The following is a 14,752-nucleotide window of genomic DNA, read 5'->3' as shown; positions in this document are numbered from 1 at the left end:
GGCTGGGCCGCGGGCCGACCCGCTGGGCGACCGCGATGCCGGCGTCCACCGCGGGTCGCGCGCGTCAGGCCGCCGGCGGATCCAGCACCAGCAGGTCGCCGATCTCGCACTCGAGCGCGCGGCACACCGCGACGAGGGTCGAGTAGCGGATCGCCCGGGCGCGGTCGTTCTTCAGGACCGAGAGGTTCACCTGGCTCACGCCCACGATCGCGCTCAGCCGCGTGAGCGTCATGCCGCGCGCGGCGAGCAGCTCGTCGAGGCGGCAGTGGACGCCGGTGGGGGCGTCGTCGTCGGCGCCCATCAGACGAGACCGCGGGTGTTGCGCTGCAGGGTCTCGCCGTGCTCGACCACCAGGCCCACGATCATCAGGGCGAAGCCGAGCGCGATGGTGGACGCGTCGACCTCCGCGACCACCGGCCAGAAGCCGTCGAGCCCCACGTCCGGGTCGTTGAGCGCGTCGCCGACCATCCAGGCCACGCCCGTGCGCGCGCCGAGCGAGAGCAGCGCCGCGATCATCACGGTGCCGCCCGCGAGCGTGACCACGAGGCTGAGGCGGCGGGCGAGCGGATCCGGTCGGAGCAGCCGGCGGGCGAGGATCGCGACCGTGCCCGCGAGCGCGATGCCCACGGCGGCGTCCAGAGCGATGCGGGCCACGTGCAGCGCGACGATCCCGCCGGGCAGCTCGCCCACCGCGACCTCGGCCGTGCGGTACGCGCCCGAGCGGAGGTCGGCGGGGCCGGCGTCGGCCTCGGCGGGCAGGGATCCGCGCAGCTCGAGCGACGTGTGCACCACCCCGGTCCGCACGGTCTCCACCGCGCTCACGACGGCCGCAGCTGCCACGGCGAGCAGCACGAGCACGGCGATCGCGAGGGCCGACCACAGGACGCCGCGCGAGACGCGAGCGGCGGAGCCGGTGCCGGAGAGGGGTGAGCGTCCCATGTCGTGTCCCATCGATCATCGTTGCAACGAATGTCGATATGGTCGCACGCGCTCCGGCCCGGTGTCGAGGCCCCTGCGGATCACACCGGGTGCGTGCGGAACCACTCCAGGAGCCAGCGGGCGCGGGACGGCGCGTCGGGGCGGGCCGCGGCCGACGCGGGCGTGTCGAGGAAGTCGTCGTAGCCGCGGAGCTGGCGGAGCGTCGCGTCGTCCACCGTGCGGAAGCCCATCGACCACTGGGGGAACTGCCGGGCGGGGAGCTCCTCGTCGAGCAGCAGGCGCACGTCGGTGTGCCGGGGATCCGACTCGATGGCGGCGTACACCGACTCCACCGCGTCGTGCGGGCCCTCGAGCACCTGCATGAACTTCCCGTCGCGGTGGAGCAGCAGGCCGGTGAGGCCGGCCTCCTCGTTGTTGCGGATGCACTGACCGAGGAGCTCCGCGAGATCCGCGTCGGTCATGTGTCGCGTGGCGGTGCTGGTGTAGACGGTCGTGCGCATGGATCCCCCTCAGGCCGTCTCTCCATCCTGGCGCGTCGCGGTCGCCGGCGGGGGTCGGGACGCGCGGGTCGGACATCGCGACCCGTGCCGGGCGCCGTGCGATGCCCGGGCGGACGCGCGACAGCCGGACGCACAAGAGCCCGACGCGTCCGCGGGTACGGCGCGCGTCGGGCTCCTGCTGCTGCCGCGTCCGTTCGGGTCGGAGCACGGAGGGATCTGATGAGCTGCCCCGTGGGCGGGGGGACGCGCCGGGGCGCTCGTCGGGTATCCATTCGCACGGCGGCATCGGGGGAACCCGCTGTGCTGAGACGACTCTACGTCGCCGGTCCTCATTTAGGGGGACACATCGTGCGCGAATCGCGGGTGATCCGAGGGTGAGGTGGGGGTGAGAGCCCCGTCACGCCACGGATCCGCGGGTTATGGGGCGGTGCCGCCGAGGGTCCAGGTGCGCACGTGCTCCCAGGTGAGGGTGGTCCACCAGCGGCCGGACCAGTCCGGGCTGGCGGTGCGGTACATGACGACGGTGTCGCCGAGGAAGCCCTCGGGCACGGGCTGCTCGAGCCCGCGGATGAAGTCGCCGACCTCGTCGTGCAGGTCGGGGCGCACGAGGAGGTCGTGCGAGGCGAGCGACAGGTGCGCGCGGAAGCGCGCGGGGTCGAACGAGTGGTGCTCGGGGGAGTCCATGGGCCGGCGAAACGGGGCGGCGACGCGGTCGATGTCCGCCGCGAGCGCGAGCAGCTCGGCGTTCTGGCTGCCGTCCGGCCGCTCGTCGACGTCGTAGACGAAGCCGAACCCCTGCTCGCGGACGCCCGCGTTGTGCACGGGGAACGCGGGACGGTCGGCGAGGAGCTCGGTGATCGCCTCGATCACCCGCGCCTCGTCGTGCCCGAACGGCTGGCTGCCGATGAGGGTCGCGTGCGGGGGGAAGGCGCCCGCGGAGACGAGGCCGTACTGCGCGCGGATCTGGTCGGTGATCACGGTCACGGCCCGGCAGGTGCGCGGGTCGGGGCGGAGGAAGATCCCGTAGCGGTAGGGGTCGCTGTCGTCGCGGGGGAGGAGCGAGGGGCGCAGGTCGACGCGGCTCGCGGACGCGGGCGCGGTGTCGGGGGCGGCGAGCGCGTAGGCGCTGGGGTCGTCGTGGTCCATGCGGGATCCTCCAGGCGTCGAACGGGCGCAGGGAACGTTCCCTACGATGCGACGACCACCATGCCATACGACGGACGGGCGGGGGCGGCCGCGGGGTGAACGGCCGGTGGACGGGCGGTGGCCGGGCGGTGGCCGCGGGTGCGGAGCCCGCGCGGCGCGCTCCGGGGGGCTCGCGCGGCGCGCTCCGGGTGCCCGCGCTGGGCGCGTCAGGCGCGCAGGGGGACGGCCGTGCGGCCCGGGATCAGCGCGCCGTCGACCGCGATGTGGCACGTGCCCGTGACGGTGCCGTCGATGCGGTCGACCACGGCGTCGACGGCCAGGGCGCCGATGACGGGGATCGGCTGGCGCCAGGTGGTGAAGCCGAGGAGGTCGCTCGTGAAGGGCGGCAGCCCGTCGTAGCCGGTGATGGAGACGTCCGCCGGGGCGGTGACGCCGCGGCGGCCGAGGCCGTCGAGGATCGCGAGGGCCCAGACGTCGCTCGGGGCCATGACCGCGGTCACGCCGCCCGCGTCGACGATCGCCTGCGCGACGGCGTCGGCGCCGTCGATGTGGCCGCCCGCGTGCTCCTCGCCGCGCACGTGCAGGACGTCGAGGCCGAGCTCGCGGAGGCGGTCGAGCATCGCGAAGGTGCGGGCGGAGATCGTGAGGGACAGGGCGGGCGCGAGCGTGACGACGGCGATGCGACGGTGGCCGAGCGACGCGACGTGGTCGACGAGGCCGCGGCCGCCCGTGCGCTCGTCGCAGTAGACGCTGCTGAGCGACGCGTCCACCTCGGGGCGGCCGGCGACGACCGTGGGGATCCGCCGCGCGGACGGCAGGATGTCGGCGACCGGGAGCGCGCCGCTGCACACGACGAGCCCCTCGACCTGCAGCGAGACGAGCGTCTCGAGGGCCTTGCGCTCCTCCTCGATGTCGAACGCGCCGAACCCCGTCGTCGTCACGACCCGGTACCCGCGCTCCGACGCCCGCTGCTGGAGCGCGGTGAGCAGGTGCCCGTAGAAGGGCGTGGACGCGTCGCGCACGAGGACGCCGAGCGTGTGGGTGCGGTGCGCGGACATCCCGCGCGCGTGGGCGTTGGCGACATAGCCGAGCGCCGCGGCGGCGTCGCGGACCGTCTGCTGCGTGGCGGGTGCCACGCCCGGCGCGCCGGAGAGCGCGCGCGAGACGACCGACTTGGAGACGCCCGCGCGCGCGGCCACGTCGTGGATGGTGGGGGCGGCGCCGGGCCGGCTCATGCGCGGATCAGCGGGGTGGGCAGCCCGGTCTCGGCGGCGGGGAGGGCGATCGGCGCGGGGTGCGGGGCGGCGGCGGTGGGCACGGGTCCACGGTAGCGATTCGGGGACGGCGCGTGGGGAGGGTCAGGGGTGCGCGGGCGGCGGGTCCGCGGGGGACTGCGGAGCCGTGTCCGGCACGTGGGGCGCGTCGGGCGCGGGATCCGCGGAGGGCGGCAGGGGCAGGCCGGCCGCGCTGGCGCCGAGGCGGCGGAGGACCGCGCGGCACGCCAGGCGGAGGAGGTCGGAGGGCCGCGGCACGGGGACCCGCCCGGCGCCCGCGGCGGCCGTCGCGCGGCGGGTCGCGCGGAGCGGGTCGTCGTCGGCCGGATCCCCGGGCCACACGTCGTGCAGCGCGCGGAGGCGCTCCTGAAGGAGGTCGTCGTCGCGATCGGGGCTGCTCAGCACGCGCGGGCTCCCGGGGCGAGGCGACGCCGACGGCCGAGGCGCGCCGGGCGGACGCCGGACGGCGTGCGCGGGTGCGGTGCGTGCGGCATGGGACCTCGGGGTGGGGCGCGGACGGGAGGGGCACGAGGCTACGGGCCGTGCGGATCCGGTGACGCTGCTCCTGCACATGCGCGGCGCGGACGGGGGGGTCGACGGGACGGCCGCGCCGCCCGGGTCCGGGCGTCGTCGCGCCCTACGCTCGGCCCATGATCCCGCCCCGCTCGACCCGTCCGGCGCGCCCGGCCCGCCCTCCGCGCCCGCGCCGACGGGCGCGCCGCCTCGTCGGGGTGGCGGTGGGAGCGGCCGCCGTGCTGGCCGTCGTCGTCGGATCCCTGCCCGCCGCCGCGACGACGCCGTTCGAGGTCGTCGGGTACGCGGAGGGCGGATCCACCCCGGTGTCGCGCCTCGACGCGAGCGCCGCCGCCCTCACCCCGGTGGTGGTCGACGGGGTGAACGTCACGTCGGATGGCCGGAGCGTCGCCTCCCCGTCGCCCGAGGCGCTCGCGCTGCTCCGTCAGGCGCACGCGCGCGGCGAGCGGGTCGAGCTGCTCGTCGGCAACTACGACGAGGCGCTCGGCGACTTCTCGCCGGGCATCGCCGACGCGCTGCTGGGATCCCCGGCGAACGTCGACCGCGTGGTCGCGCAGCTCGCCGCCGAGGTCCGGAAGCGCGGCTGGGACGGCGTCACGGTCGACCTCGAGAGCCTCTCGGGCGCGCATCCGGCCGGCCTCACCCGGCTCGTGTCGGGGCTGAAGGTGGCCCTCGGGTCCGGGCGGAGCGTCTCCGTCTGCCTCATGGCCACCTCGGGCGACTACCGCCCGCTCGGCTACGACCTCCCGGCGCTCGGCCGGGCCGCCGACCACGTCGTGCTCATGGCGTACGACCAGCACGGGCCCACGTGGTCCGCCGCGGGGCCCGTCGGCGGGATGCCGTGGGTGAAGGCGGCGCTGAAGCCGCTGCTCGCGGCGGTGCCGACCGCGCGGATCCAGCTCGGCATCGCGGGCTACGGCTACACCTGGCCGCGCACGGGCGAGGGGCGGCAGCTCTCCGACCAGGCGGCGCGCGATCTCGTGGCGTCCGAGAGGCGCACGGCCGTCTGGAGCGTCCCGCAGCAGGAGTGGCGCGCGACCCTGCGCGACGGCACGGTGGTGTGGTGGTCGGATGCGCGCTCGTACGACGCGCGCGTGGCGATCGCCCGGCAGCTCGGGCTCGGCGGGGTGGCCGTATGGTCGCTCGGGCTGTCGGATCCGCTGACGCGATGACGGGCGGTGGTGCCTCGCCCGACGGCGTCTGGCGCGTGCGGGAGCTGCGGCTCGACCGGATCCACCGGGAGGTCGCCGTGCGCATCGACGGCGGGCGCGTGGCGCTCGCCGACCTGGCCGATGCGGCCGGCGCGGTGCTCGGGCGGCTCGACCTGGCGATCAGCGACGGCGTGGTCGACCGGCACGTGCACCTCGGGCTCGTGGAGCACGCGGCGCTGGCCGGATCGTCCGTCACGGCGGTGGTCGACCTCGGATGGGACCCGGCGGAGATCGCCCGCATCGCTGCCCGTCCGCCGGGCGGCGTGGACGTCCGCTACGCCGGTCCGTTCCACACCGCCCCAGGGGGTTACCCGTCGGACCGCGCGTGGGCGCCGGAGGCCGCGGTGCGCGAGGTGGCGCGCGCCGAGGATGCGCGAGCGGCCATCGCGGAGGCCCGGGCGGGCGGATCCGGCGCGGTGAAGATCGTGCTGCACGACGGCGGTCCGCTCCTCGCGGATGACGTGCTGGCCGCGCTGGTCCACGCCGCGCACGACGCCGGGCTCCCCGCCGCCGTGCACGCGGAGGGCGCGGGGCAGGCGGCGCGCGCGATCCGGGCGGGCGCCGACGTGCTCGTGCACGTGCCGTGGACCGAGCGGCTCGACGACGCCACGCTGCGGGCGTCCGCCGCGCGGGACGTGCTCTGGATCTCGACCCTGGCGATCCACGAGGGCGCCGACCTCGCGACGGCCCTCGACAACGCCCGCCGCTACCGCGCGCTCGGCGGCCGGGTCGCGTACGGCACGGATCTCGGCAACGGCGACCTCCCGGTGGGCCTGAACGCGCGGGAGGTCGAGCTGCTCGGCGAGATCGGGCTGCGGGGCCCGGCGCTGCTCGACGCCGTGCTGGGCAGCGCGCCCGGCGGCATCGCGCACGCGCTGGCGAGCGCGGATCCGCTGCCGTCGTCCGAAGACGCCACCGCGTCGCAGCTGGTCGCGTGGCTGCGCGGGGCGCACCGGCTGGGGCCCGCCGACCTCCGCTGAGCGACCGTCAGGCGCACGCCCCGGCACCCGCCCCGCGCACGCGCCTAGGCTGGAGCATCCCCTGGACCCCGGGATGCGCGGAGCACCGCCCCGCGCGCACGACGGAGAGCGCGCTCTCCGTGACCGTCCCGCCGCTCCGCGCGGGCCGCCGCCGGCCGGCGCCCGGACGCAGCCCGCGCCGGATCCGCCCGCTGCCCCAGGACCCCCATGCGCCGTCTCCTCGCCCCCCTCCTGCACGTCATCGCCCTCCCCGGCATCGCCGCCCGCGTGGGGGAGTTCCTCTACCGCCGGTCCGACGCGTCCGGCGACATCCTCCCGGACGACGCCGCGCACGGCATCGTCGAGGGCCCGGACCCCGACCGGATCGCGGTCGTCGGCGAGACCGGCATGATCAGCCTCGGCGTGCGCACCCATCAGATCGCCCTCCCCGCGTTCCTCGCGCGGCACCACGCGACGCGCACCGGGCGCGGGGTCGCGTGGTCCATCGCTCCGCTGCCGGGGTCGCGCCTCCGCGAGGCGCCCGCCGTCATCGCGCGCGTCGAGGGCGACCTCGCGCGGGCGGACGCGGTGGTGATCCTCGCCGGGATCACCGACGTGCTGCGCGTCACCTCCGTCCGCGCGTGGCGGCGGCAGATGCGGGTCGCGATCGACGCGCTGCGGGCGCACCTGCCGCGGGACGCGTGGATCCTCGTGGCCGACATCCCGCCGCTCGACAACGCCGGCAGCCTCTCGCGGCCGGCGCGCCTCGCCGCCGGCGTCCACGCGCAGGCCCTGAACCGGCACACGCGCGACGTGATCGACGGCCTCCCGTGCACGCGCGCCGTCCCATTCCCCGAGGAGCTCACGCGCGCGCTGTGGCGGCCGGAGTCGGAGGAGAGCCGCTACCAGCGCACCTACCGCTCGTGGGGCGCGCACCTCTCGGAGGCGCTCGCCGACGCGCGGGCTTGAGCTCCAGCGGCGACGGCGGGATCCCCGCCCGGCTTGTCGCGGATGATGAGGTTAGGCTAACCTCACCTGCGTGACCCTCCCCGCATCGACCGCCCCGATCGCGCGCGCCGCGGACCCGGATCCGTCGCCCGCGTCACCCGCCGCCTCCGCCCTCGAGGCCCGCGACATCACGGTCGCGTACGGCGACACGGAGGTCGTGCACGGCGCGGGGCTCGAGATCCGGCCGGGCTGCGTCACCGCGCTCGTCGGCCCGAACGGCAGCGGGAAGTCGACGCTGCTGCGCACGATGGCGCGGCTGCAGGCGGCGCGCTCCGGGTCGCTCGTGCTGCGCGAGGAGGGCGCCGAGACCGGCACGGGCGCCGGCGCCGGCCGCGAGTCCGACGCCCTCGACCTCTCCCTCCGCCGCTTCGCCCGCCGCGTCGCGCTCCTCACGCAGGGCCGTCCGACGCCCGGCGGCCTCAGCGTCCGCGACGTCGTCGAGTTCGGCCGCTACCCGCACCGCGGGCGGTTCGGCGGGGCGGATCCCGACGGCCGCGCCGCCGTGGACCGCGCGCTCGACCTCACGGGCCTCGACGCCCTCGCCGACCGCGGCGTCGACCAGCTCTCCGGAGGACAGCTCCAGCGCGTCTGGCTCGCGAGCTGCCTCGCGCAGGAGACGGGCGTGCTCCTCCTCGACGAGCCCACCACGTACCTCGACCTCCGCTACCAGGTCGAGCTCCTCGACCTGGTGCGCGACCTCGCCGACGACGGACGCATCGCCGTCGGCGTCGTCCTCCACGACCTCGATCAGGCCGCCGCGCTCGCCGACACCGTCGCGCTGCTCAGCGACGGCCGGATCGTCAAGACCGGCACCCCATCCGAGGTGCTGACCCCCGACCTCCTCACGGAGGTCTACGGCATCCCCGTCGAGGTCCACGCGGACCCGACGACGGGCAGCCTGCGCACCCGCGCGGTCGCCCGCCACCACCACAGGAACGAGAGGCTCCACCCGTGATCACGAGACGACGAACCCTGGCGATGACCGCCCTCGCCGCCGCGACAGCGCTCACGCTGACCGCATGCGGCACCACCGAGGAGGCAACCACGGGCGCCGGAGCCACCCCGAGCGGCGAGCAGATCACGCTCACTGACGGCACCGGCGCGGAGGTCACGCTCGACGGGCCCGCGACGAAGGTCGTCGGCACGGAGTGGAACGTCGTGGAGAACCTCGTGTCGCTGGGCGTGGATCCCGTGGGCGTCGCCGACGTCGCGGGCTACAGCGCCTGGTCGTCGGCCGTGCCGCTCGTGAACGAGCCCGCCGACATCGGCACGCGCGGCGAGCCGAGCGTGGAGACCATCGCGTCGCTCGCGCCCGACCTCATCGTCGCGACCACCGACCTGCCGGCCGACGCGATCACGCAGCTGAAGGCCATCGCGCCGGTGCTGCAGGTCAACTCGGCCGACGGGAGCAAGCAGATCCAGCAGAGCGAGGACAACCTCGAGCTCATCGCGAAGGCGACGGGCACCGAGGACAAGGCCACGGAGGTCATCGGCGCATACGACCAGGCCGTCACGGACGCCAAGGCGAAGCTCGACGCGGCCGGGCTGGCGGGATCCAAGTTCCTGTTCGCGGACGCGTACGTGGACGCCGGCGCGGTCACCATCCGCCCGTTCGGGAACGGCTCGCTCATCGGCGACGTGACCACCGAGCTCGGCCTCGAGAACGCGTGGACGGGCGAGGTCGACCCCGCCTACGGCCTCGGATCCACCGACGTCGAGGGCCTCACGACCGTCGGCGACGTGCAGTTCCTCTACAACTCCAACTCCACGCAGGGCGACGACCCGTTCGCCACGACGCTCGCGGGCAACGCCGTGTGGCAGTCGCTGCCGTTCGTGACGGCGGGCGACGTGCACCGCATGCCCGACGGCATCTGGGCGTTCGGCGGCCCGGCGTCGATGACGGCGTACGCGAAGGCCGTGTCCGACCTGCTCGCCGGCTGACCCGCGCCCTCCCGATGACCGCTCCCGTCCGCACCGCGCCTCCGCCGGCCGACGCGCCTCCCGCGTCCGTCGCGCCGGCGGCGACCCCGGATCCCGTCCCGTCGCGCGCCGCCGTCGCGCGCGCCGACGGGGCCGGCCGGATCCCGGTGCGGGCGGTCGCGGTCGTCGCCCTCCTCGCGCTAGTCGTGGTGGTGCTCGCGGTGATCGACGTCACCCAGGGCACCGCCGCGGTCGGCCCGCGCGAGGTGTGGCAGGCGCTCACCGGGCGCGCGACGCCGGGCGACGCGTCCGTCGTGGTCGCGTCGCGGCTGCCGCGCATGGCCGCGGGGATCCTCGTGGGGCTCGCCCTCGGCGCGGCCGGCGCCGCCCTCCAGACGGTGAGCCGCAACGTGCTCGCCTCGCCCGACACCCTCGCCGTGAACGCGGGCGCCTACGCGGCCCTCGCGGTCGCGGCGGTCACCGGGCTCACGCTGCCGGTGCTCGCGGGCGCGGGCGTCGCGTTCGTGGGCGGGCTCGTCGCGGCGGCGATCGTGCTCGCGGTCTCGGGCCTCGGATCCGGCACCGTGCGGCTCGTGCTCGCGGGCAGCGCGCTCGCGCTCGGCCTCGGATCCGTCACCAGCGCGCTCCTCCTCCTCTTCCCGCAGCAGACCTCCGGCCTCTACCGCTGGGGCCAGGGCGGCATCGGCCAGAACGGCTTCGACGCGGTCGCGCAGATGGCGCCCGTCGTGGTGGTCGCGCTCGGGATCCTGCTCCTCCTCACCCGCCGGCTCGACGCGCTCGGGCTCGGCGACGACGCCGCGCGCAGCCTCGGCGTCGACGTGCGGGCGACCCGCGTGATCGCCGTGCTCGCCTCGGTGCTGCTCGCCGCCGCGGCCGTGACGGTCGCCGGGCCCATCGGCTTCGTCGGCCTGTACGCGCCCGCGTTCGTGCGGCCGCTGCGCCGCCTCGTGCCGGGCGTCCGCCGCTCGTGGGTCTTCCTCCCCGTCGCCGGGCTCATGGGCGCGGCCGTCGTGCTGCTCGCCGACGTGCTGCTGCGCGCGGTCGTCGGCGCCGAGGCGTCGGTCGCCGTGCCGACTGGGCTCGTCACCTCCCTCATCGGCGCGATCGTGCTCGTGGTGCTCGCCGTGCGCACCCGTGACAGCGCGACGCCCGCGCCCACCGAGCGGCACGGCGTGATCACCCGCCGTCGCGCCGCGCTCGTGGTCGGCGCGCTGGTCGCCGTGCTCGTCGGGCTGCTGATCGCCGCCGTGCTCCTCGGCGACGCGAAGCTGCTCCTCGGCGACGTCGTCAACGGGATCCGCGGCACCGCCGGCCCCGTCGTCAGCTACGTGCTCGACACCCGCGTGCCCCGCGTGCTCGCCGCCGTGCTCGCGGGCGCCGCGCTCGCGCTCGCGGGCGTGCTCGTGCAGGCCGTGACCCGGAACCCGCTCGCGGATCCCGCGATCCTCGGCGTCTCCGGCGGCGCGGGCCTCGGCGCCGTGCTGTTCGTGACCACCGCGCCGCTCGCGTCCGGCTGGGGGATCGCGGGCGCGGCCGGGCTCGGGGCGCTCGCCGCGGCGGCCGTCGTGTTCGGCCTCGCGGCGCGCGGCGGCTTCCCGCAGAACCGGCTGGTGCTGATCGGCGTCGGCGTCTCGGCGGGCACGGCCGCGGCCATCAGCATGATCATCGTGCTCACCGACCCGTTCAACGGGGCGAAGGCGCTCACGTGGCTCTCCGGATCCACGTACGGCCGCGGCGTCGACGACGCCCTGCCGGTGCTGGTCGCCCTCGTGCTCGCGGTGGCGGTCGCGGCCCCGCGGCACCGGATGCTGGACCTCGTCGCCCTCGACGACGACACCCCGCGCCTCCTCGGCGTCTCGCTCGGCCGCGCGCGCCTTCTCGCGCTCTCGGTCGCGGTGGTGCTCACGGCGACGGCGGTCGCGGCGGTCGGCGTGATCGGCTTCGTCGGCCTGGTCGCGCCGCACGCGGCCCGGGCGCTCGTCGGATCCCGTCACGCGCGCGTCGTGCCCGCCGCGATCCTGCTGGGCGCCGCCCTCGTGACCCTCGCCGACCTGCTCGGCCGCACCGTGATCGCCCCGGGCCAGCTCGGCGCCGGCCTCGTCACCGCGCTCGTCGGCACCCCGTACTTCGTGTGGCTGCTGTGGCGCGGGCGGACGGCCCGGGGGCGGTAGGAGCGTTCGTCGAACGGCCGACCGCGATGGTGTGGATGAAGACGTCACGGCGACGGGGGATCACCTAGCTTCTCGTGCGCGGGCCTCTTCGCCGACCACGCCCGTGTTGTGGGGACACTCATGTTGGGGTCGCTGCTGGTCATCGCCCGCATGTGCGCAGGTGGATTCTTCGTCTGGACGGGCAGCGCGAAACTGAGCCGGTCTCGGCGCTTCTGGTCCCAGATCATGGGTTACAAGATCGTCGGACCGCGTCAAGCCAGATTCCTCGCCGCCATGCTGCCTCCCGTCGAGTTCGTCGCCGGCTTGTTCTTCGCCGCTGGGCTATGGCCCGCCGGGACGGGGTGCGTCCTGCTCCTGCTGCTCGCCGCATTCACTGTCGCCATCGCATCCTCTTTGCTCCGCGGCCTCGGGAACGATTGCGGCTGCGCGGGGAGCGATCGCGTCTCACCGATCCTCATCGTCCGCAATGTCGTTCTCGCTTCGCTGGCGGTCGCTGGGATGTCATCCGCGGCGCCGGCGTATTCCGGCGAGATCATCGTCGTGGCATGCGGGTGCCTCCTCGTCGTCGCAATCAGCTCCCATTCGTATCGTGCAATCGGAAGATGATCACCATTCAGATCGAGAGGTGTTCTCATGTCGACTCGACGCGGCCTCTTGAGAGGCCTCATCGGGGCCGCCGCGCTCACGGCGACCGGACAGATCGGATCATTCGCGGCGTCCACCTCACCCGTTTCGGCGACGCCCATCCGTGAGTCAGACCATCCGCGGTACCTGCAGCCGCTCGCGGCGACTGCGACGGCAGGTGCCGATGACCTGGCGGTCCTCCATCGGGCGGCAACGGCGGCGGCGATGCAGGAGGGGTAAGCGCCGGGCGTCGTGTCCTCAGCGGTCGCGCAGGCCACGGTCTCGGTCGATACCCGCGGTGACAGGGTCGGCAAGTGCTCGCTGATCTTGGACGCGCACTCCGTGTTCGTGCTGACGAAGGAGTTCGGAACGGGGCATCTGAATCGCCGGGCGGTGCAGACGCTCTGGGCCGGCGCAGACGATGTCGTCCGAGACCTCGTACCGGCTGCTCACGCCAAGATGATGGCCTCCGGTGAATCGGGCAGCATAGAGGCGGCGGACGCGGCTTCGCGCTGCTGCACCGTCCTCGGCAACGCGATCGGCACGTGTTGCCGATATGACTTCCAAGGGCTGTTCGAATGCTGCGGCCCCTGTGCGTTCACTTTTCCCGAGATCCCGGTCTTCATGGCCTGCGTCGCCGTCTGGTGCAATTACTGCTCGGCGGCGCACTGCGAGGAGTGGTACTACGAATGTTGATGCGTCCAGTGTGAGGTGCTCCCGGAGGTGGGTTGCGCCGATGCTCTCGAATGCGTGCCGAGCTCGATGGACGGGGAGCGCGTGCTCCGCACGCGACACCGTTGCCCTGTGCCTACTCGGTTGCCCGGTCGGCTCGGCCGCACCGTGATCGCCTGATCTCCTCGTCGCCCGCGGGGGTGGGGCTGACCCCACCCCCGATCCGGGAGCGGGCAGGATGGGAGCCGCACCGGCGCCTCGCGAGGCTGGGATCATGAACGAGACATCGCCCACCACCGAGGCCGAATCGACGCCCGTGCCACCCGAATCCCTGCCCGCCGCACCCGCGGACGCCGACGACCGATCCAACGTGGACGCCGACGACGCCACGCCGCCGCCCGCCGGCCGCCGCTCCTTCTACGCCGACGCCTGGCGCCACCTCCCGCGCGACCTCGGGTACCTCGCGCTCACCGCCCTGCTGCTCGCCACCGTCTACATCGCGCTCCCCGCCGTGGTCTACCAGCTCTTCGACTCGCTCCTGTGGTCCGCGTCGGGCCTGTTCGCGGCCGTCGCGCTGCTCGCCGCGCTCTTCGCGGCGCGCGGGCTCGGTGCCGTGGAGCGGGTGCGGATCGGGTGGGCCGAGCCCCGGCCGATCCGCCCGGTCGACTGGACGCCGCGCTGGCAGAAGAACCGCGCCACGCGGATCCTCTCGGCCGTCGCGAACCCGCACTACTGGCTGCACCTGCTGCACGCGGTCGTCGTCTACCCGCTGGTGTCGTTCCTGACGCTCGGCGCGGGCGCCCTGCTGGTCGCCGGGTTCCTCGGCCCGATCGCCGGCGGGATCGCGATCCTCGGCTACGGCTGGCGCTTCGAGCAGGTGCTCACCGACCACGGCTACGACGCGGGACGCACCTTCGCCCTCGCCGGCGTCCTCGGCGTGACGGCGATGATCCTGTCCGTCGTGCTGCTCCCGCTCTGGGCGCGCGGCGCCGTGCTCGCCCACTACTGGACCGACCACGCGCTCCTCGGCGGGTTCAAGTCGGACGTCTTGGAGCGTCGCGTCCAGGGGCTCGAGCAGTCCCGCGCCGGCGCCGTGACGGCCGAGGGGCAGACGCTCCGCCAGATCGAGCGCGACCTGCACGACGGCCCGCAGCAGCGCCTCGTGCGCCTCCGCATGGACCTCGCCGCCGCCGAGCGCGCGCTGGACACGGATCCGGAGCGCGCCCGCACGCTGATCGCCGAGGCCTCCGAGCACGCGCACGACACCCTGGAGGAGCTGCGCGCGCTGTCCCGCGGCTTCGCCCCGCCGATCCTCCTCGACCGCGGGCTGGTGGCGGCCCTCGAGGCCCTCGCCTCCCGGTCGCCGGTGCCCGTGGAGCTCCGCGTCCACCTGCCCGAGGCGCTGGTGCTCCCGACCGAGGTCGAGCGCAACGTCTACTTCACCGTCAGCGAGCTCCTCACCAACGTCGCGAAGCACTCCGGGGCGACCCGGGCGGACGTCACCCTGATGCTGATGCGCGACTTCGACGACACCCGCGTGCTCGCCGCGCGGGTGACGGACGACGGCCAGGGCGGCGCGTCCGTGCAGGAGGGCCACGGCCTCGAGGGGCTCCTCGGCCGCATCGGCGCGCTCGACGGCGACGTGAGCATCTCCAGCCCGCAGGGCGGACCCACGCGGATCACCGCGCGCGTGCCGCTCGTGACGCTCGTCGGCGTGCCGACCGACGGATCCGTCGGCGCCATGGCATCGCCCGACCCCGCCGCGTGAGCATC

Annotated in this window: 15 protein-coding genes; 9 read left to right on the top strand and 6 right to left on the bottom strand. The window is 75.2% G+C overall.

Annotation, left to right across the window (positions count from 1 at the left end):
* Positions 1-64: 64 nt before the first annotated feature.
* The 6 genes from B5P21_RS00820 to B5P21_RS00795 form a co-directional block, all read right to left on the bottom strand.
* Positions 65-301, bottom strand: coding sequence for a helix-turn-helix domain-containing protein (locus tag B5P21_RS00820; RefSeq protein WP_015488883.1), 237 nt, complete (start codon positions 299-301; stop codon positions 65-67).
* Positions 301-939: a hypothetical protein gene (locus tag B5P21_RS00815; RefSeq protein ID WP_045530051.1), complete on the bottom strand. Its 639-nt coding sequence runs from the start codon at positions 937-939 to the stop codon at positions 301-303. The genes B5P21_RS00820 and B5P21_RS00815 overlap by 1 nt, the downstream gene beginning before the upstream one ends.
* An 80-nt stretch (positions 940-1,019) precedes the next feature.
* Positions 1,020-1,439: a BLUF domain-containing protein gene (locus B5P21_RS00810; protein ID WP_045526084.1), complete on the bottom strand. Its 420-nt coding sequence runs from the start codon at positions 1,437-1,439 to the stop codon at positions 1,020-1,022.
* A 417-nt stretch (positions 1,440-1,856) separates the two neighbouring features.
* On the bottom strand, positions 1,857-2,585 hold the full coding sequence (locus B5P21_RS00805) for a 2'-5' RNA ligase family protein (RefSeq protein WP_094170653.1): 729 nt from the start codon (positions 2,583-2,585) through the stop codon (positions 1,857-1,859).
* Between the two features lie 206 nt (positions 2,586-2,791).
* Positions 2,792-3,820, bottom strand: coding sequence for a LacI family DNA-binding transcriptional regulator (locus B5P21_RS00800; RefSeq protein WP_045526086.1), 1,029 nt, complete (start codon positions 3,818-3,820; stop codon positions 2,792-2,794).
* Positions 3,821-3,943: 123 nt separating this feature from the next.
* Positions 3,944-4,264 carry a hypothetical protein gene (locus tag B5P21_RS00795; RefSeq protein WP_045526089.1) on the bottom strand — a complete coding sequence of 107 codons (321 nt, stop codon included), beginning with the start codon at positions 4,262-4,264 and terminating at the stop codon, positions 3,944-3,946.
* A gap of 245 nt (positions 4,265-4,509) precedes the next feature.
* Here B5P21_RS00795 and B5P21_RS00790 point away from each other — a divergent pair, with 245 nt between their 5' ends.
* The 9 genes from B5P21_RS00790 (at position 4,510) to B5P21_RS00745 (ending at position 14,747) form a co-directional block, all read left to right on the top strand.
* Positions 4,510-5,565, top strand: a complete 1,056-nt coding sequence (locus B5P21_RS00790) for a glycosyl hydrolase family 18 protein (RefSeq protein WP_236688740.1) — start codon at positions 4,510-4,512, stop codon at positions 5,563-5,565.
* Positions 5,562-6,584, top strand: coding sequence for an amidohydrolase family protein (locus tag B5P21_RS00785; RefSeq protein WP_052663142.1), 1,023 nt, complete (start codon positions 5,562-5,564; stop codon positions 6,582-6,584). Before B5P21_RS00790 ends, B5P21_RS00785 begins: the two co-directional genes overlap by 4 nt.
* A gap of 207 nt (positions 6,585-6,791) precedes the next feature.
* The gene (locus tag B5P21_RS00780; RefSeq protein WP_045526092.1) at positions 6,792-7,532 is read left to right on the top strand and encodes an SGNH/GDSL hydrolase family protein; all 741 of its coding nucleotides are present in this window, start codon (positions 6,792-6,794) and stop codon (positions 7,530-7,532) included.
* A 70-nt stretch (positions 7,533-7,602) separates the two neighbouring features.
* Positions 7,603-8,526 carry an ABC transporter ATP-binding protein gene (locus tag B5P21_RS00775; protein ID WP_080939237.1) on the top strand — a complete coding sequence of 308 codons (924 nt, stop codon included), beginning with the start codon at positions 7,603-7,605 and terminating at the stop codon, positions 8,524-8,526.
* Complete coding sequence (locus B5P21_RS00770) at positions 8,523-9,512, top strand: iron-siderophore ABC transporter substrate-binding protein (protein WP_045526094.1); 990 nt, start codon at positions 8,523-8,525, stop codon at positions 9,510-9,512. Before B5P21_RS00775 ends, B5P21_RS00770 begins: the two co-directional genes overlap by 4 nt.
* A 14-nt stretch (positions 9,513-9,526) precedes the next feature.
* Entirely contained in the window at positions 9,527-11,683 is a 2,157-nt protein-coding gene (locus B5P21_RS00765; protein ID WP_045526096.1) for an iron ABC transporter permease, read from the top strand.
* 120 nt (positions 11,684-11,803) lie between these two features.
* On the top strand, positions 11,804-12,289 hold the full coding sequence (locus tag B5P21_RS00760) for a MauE/DoxX family redox-associated membrane protein (RefSeq protein ID WP_094170651.1): 486 nt from the start codon (positions 11,804-11,806) through the stop codon (positions 12,287-12,289).
* A 270-nt stretch (positions 12,290-12,559) separates the two neighbouring features.
* The gene (locus tag B5P21_RS00750) at positions 12,560-13,003 is read left to right on the top strand and encodes a hypothetical protein (protein ID WP_045526100.1); all 444 of its coding nucleotides are present in this window, start codon (positions 12,560-12,562) and stop codon (positions 13,001-13,003) included.
* A 250-nt stretch (positions 13,004-13,253) separates the two neighbouring features.
* Positions 13,254-14,747: a sensor histidine kinase gene (locus B5P21_RS00745; RefSeq protein WP_094170649.1), complete on the top strand. Its 1,494-nt coding sequence runs from the start codon at positions 13,254-13,256 to the stop codon at positions 14,745-14,747.
* The last annotated feature ends 5 nt before the right edge of the window (positions 14,748-14,752 follow it).

The organism is Clavibacter michiganensis subsp. insidiosus, from assembly GCF_002240565.1.
In the GTDB taxonomy this organism is placed as follows: domain Bacteria; phylum Actinomycetota; class Actinomycetes; order Actinomycetales; family Microbacteriaceae; genus Clavibacter; species Clavibacter insidiosus.
This window is presented reverse-complemented; position numbering and strand designations above follow the sequence as displayed.

Excerpts from the sequence above, each read along its gene's own strand:
- B5P21_RS00820 (WP_015488883.1), bottom strand. The coding sequence starts at position 301 with ATGGGCGCCGACGACGACGCCCCCACCGGCGTCCACTGCCGCCTCGAC.
- B5P21_RS00815 (WP_045530051.1), bottom strand. The coding sequence starts at position 939 with ATGGGACGCTCACCCCTCTCCGGCACCGGCTCCGCCGCTCGCGTCTCG.
- B5P21_RS00810 (WP_045526084.1), bottom strand. The coding sequence starts at position 1,439 with ATGCGCACGACCGTCTACACCAGCACCGCCACGCGACACATGACCGAC.
- B5P21_RS00805 (WP_094170653.1), bottom strand. The coding sequence starts at position 2,585 with ATGGACCACGACGACCCCAGCGCCTACGCGCTCGCCGCCCCCGACACC.
- B5P21_RS00800 (WP_045526086.1), bottom strand. The coding sequence starts at position 3,820 with ATGAGCCGGCCCGGCGCCGCCCCCACCATCCACGACGTGGCCGCGCGC.
- B5P21_RS00790 (WP_236688740.1), top strand. The coding sequence starts at position 4,510 with ATGATCCCGCCCCGCTCGACCCGTCCGGCGCGCCCGGCCCGCCCTCCG.
- B5P21_RS00785 (WP_052663142.1), top strand. The coding sequence starts at position 5,562 with ATGACGGGCGGTGGTGCCTCGCCCGACGGCGTCTGGCGCGTGCGGGAG.
- B5P21_RS00780 (WP_045526092.1), top strand. The coding sequence starts at position 6,792 with ATGCGCCGTCTCCTCGCCCCCCTCCTGCACGTCATCGCCCTCCCCGGC.
- B5P21_RS00765 (WP_045526096.1), top strand. The coding sequence starts at position 9,527 with ATGACCGCTCCCGTCCGCACCGCGCCTCCGCCGGCCGACGCGCCTCCC.
- B5P21_RS00760 (WP_094170651.1), top strand. The coding sequence starts at position 11,804 with ATGTTGGGGTCGCTGCTGGTCATCGCCCGCATGTGCGCAGGTGGATTC.
- B5P21_RS00745 (WP_094170649.1), top strand. The coding sequence starts at position 13,254 with ATGAACGAGACATCGCCCACCACCGAGGCCGAATCGACGCCCGTGCCA.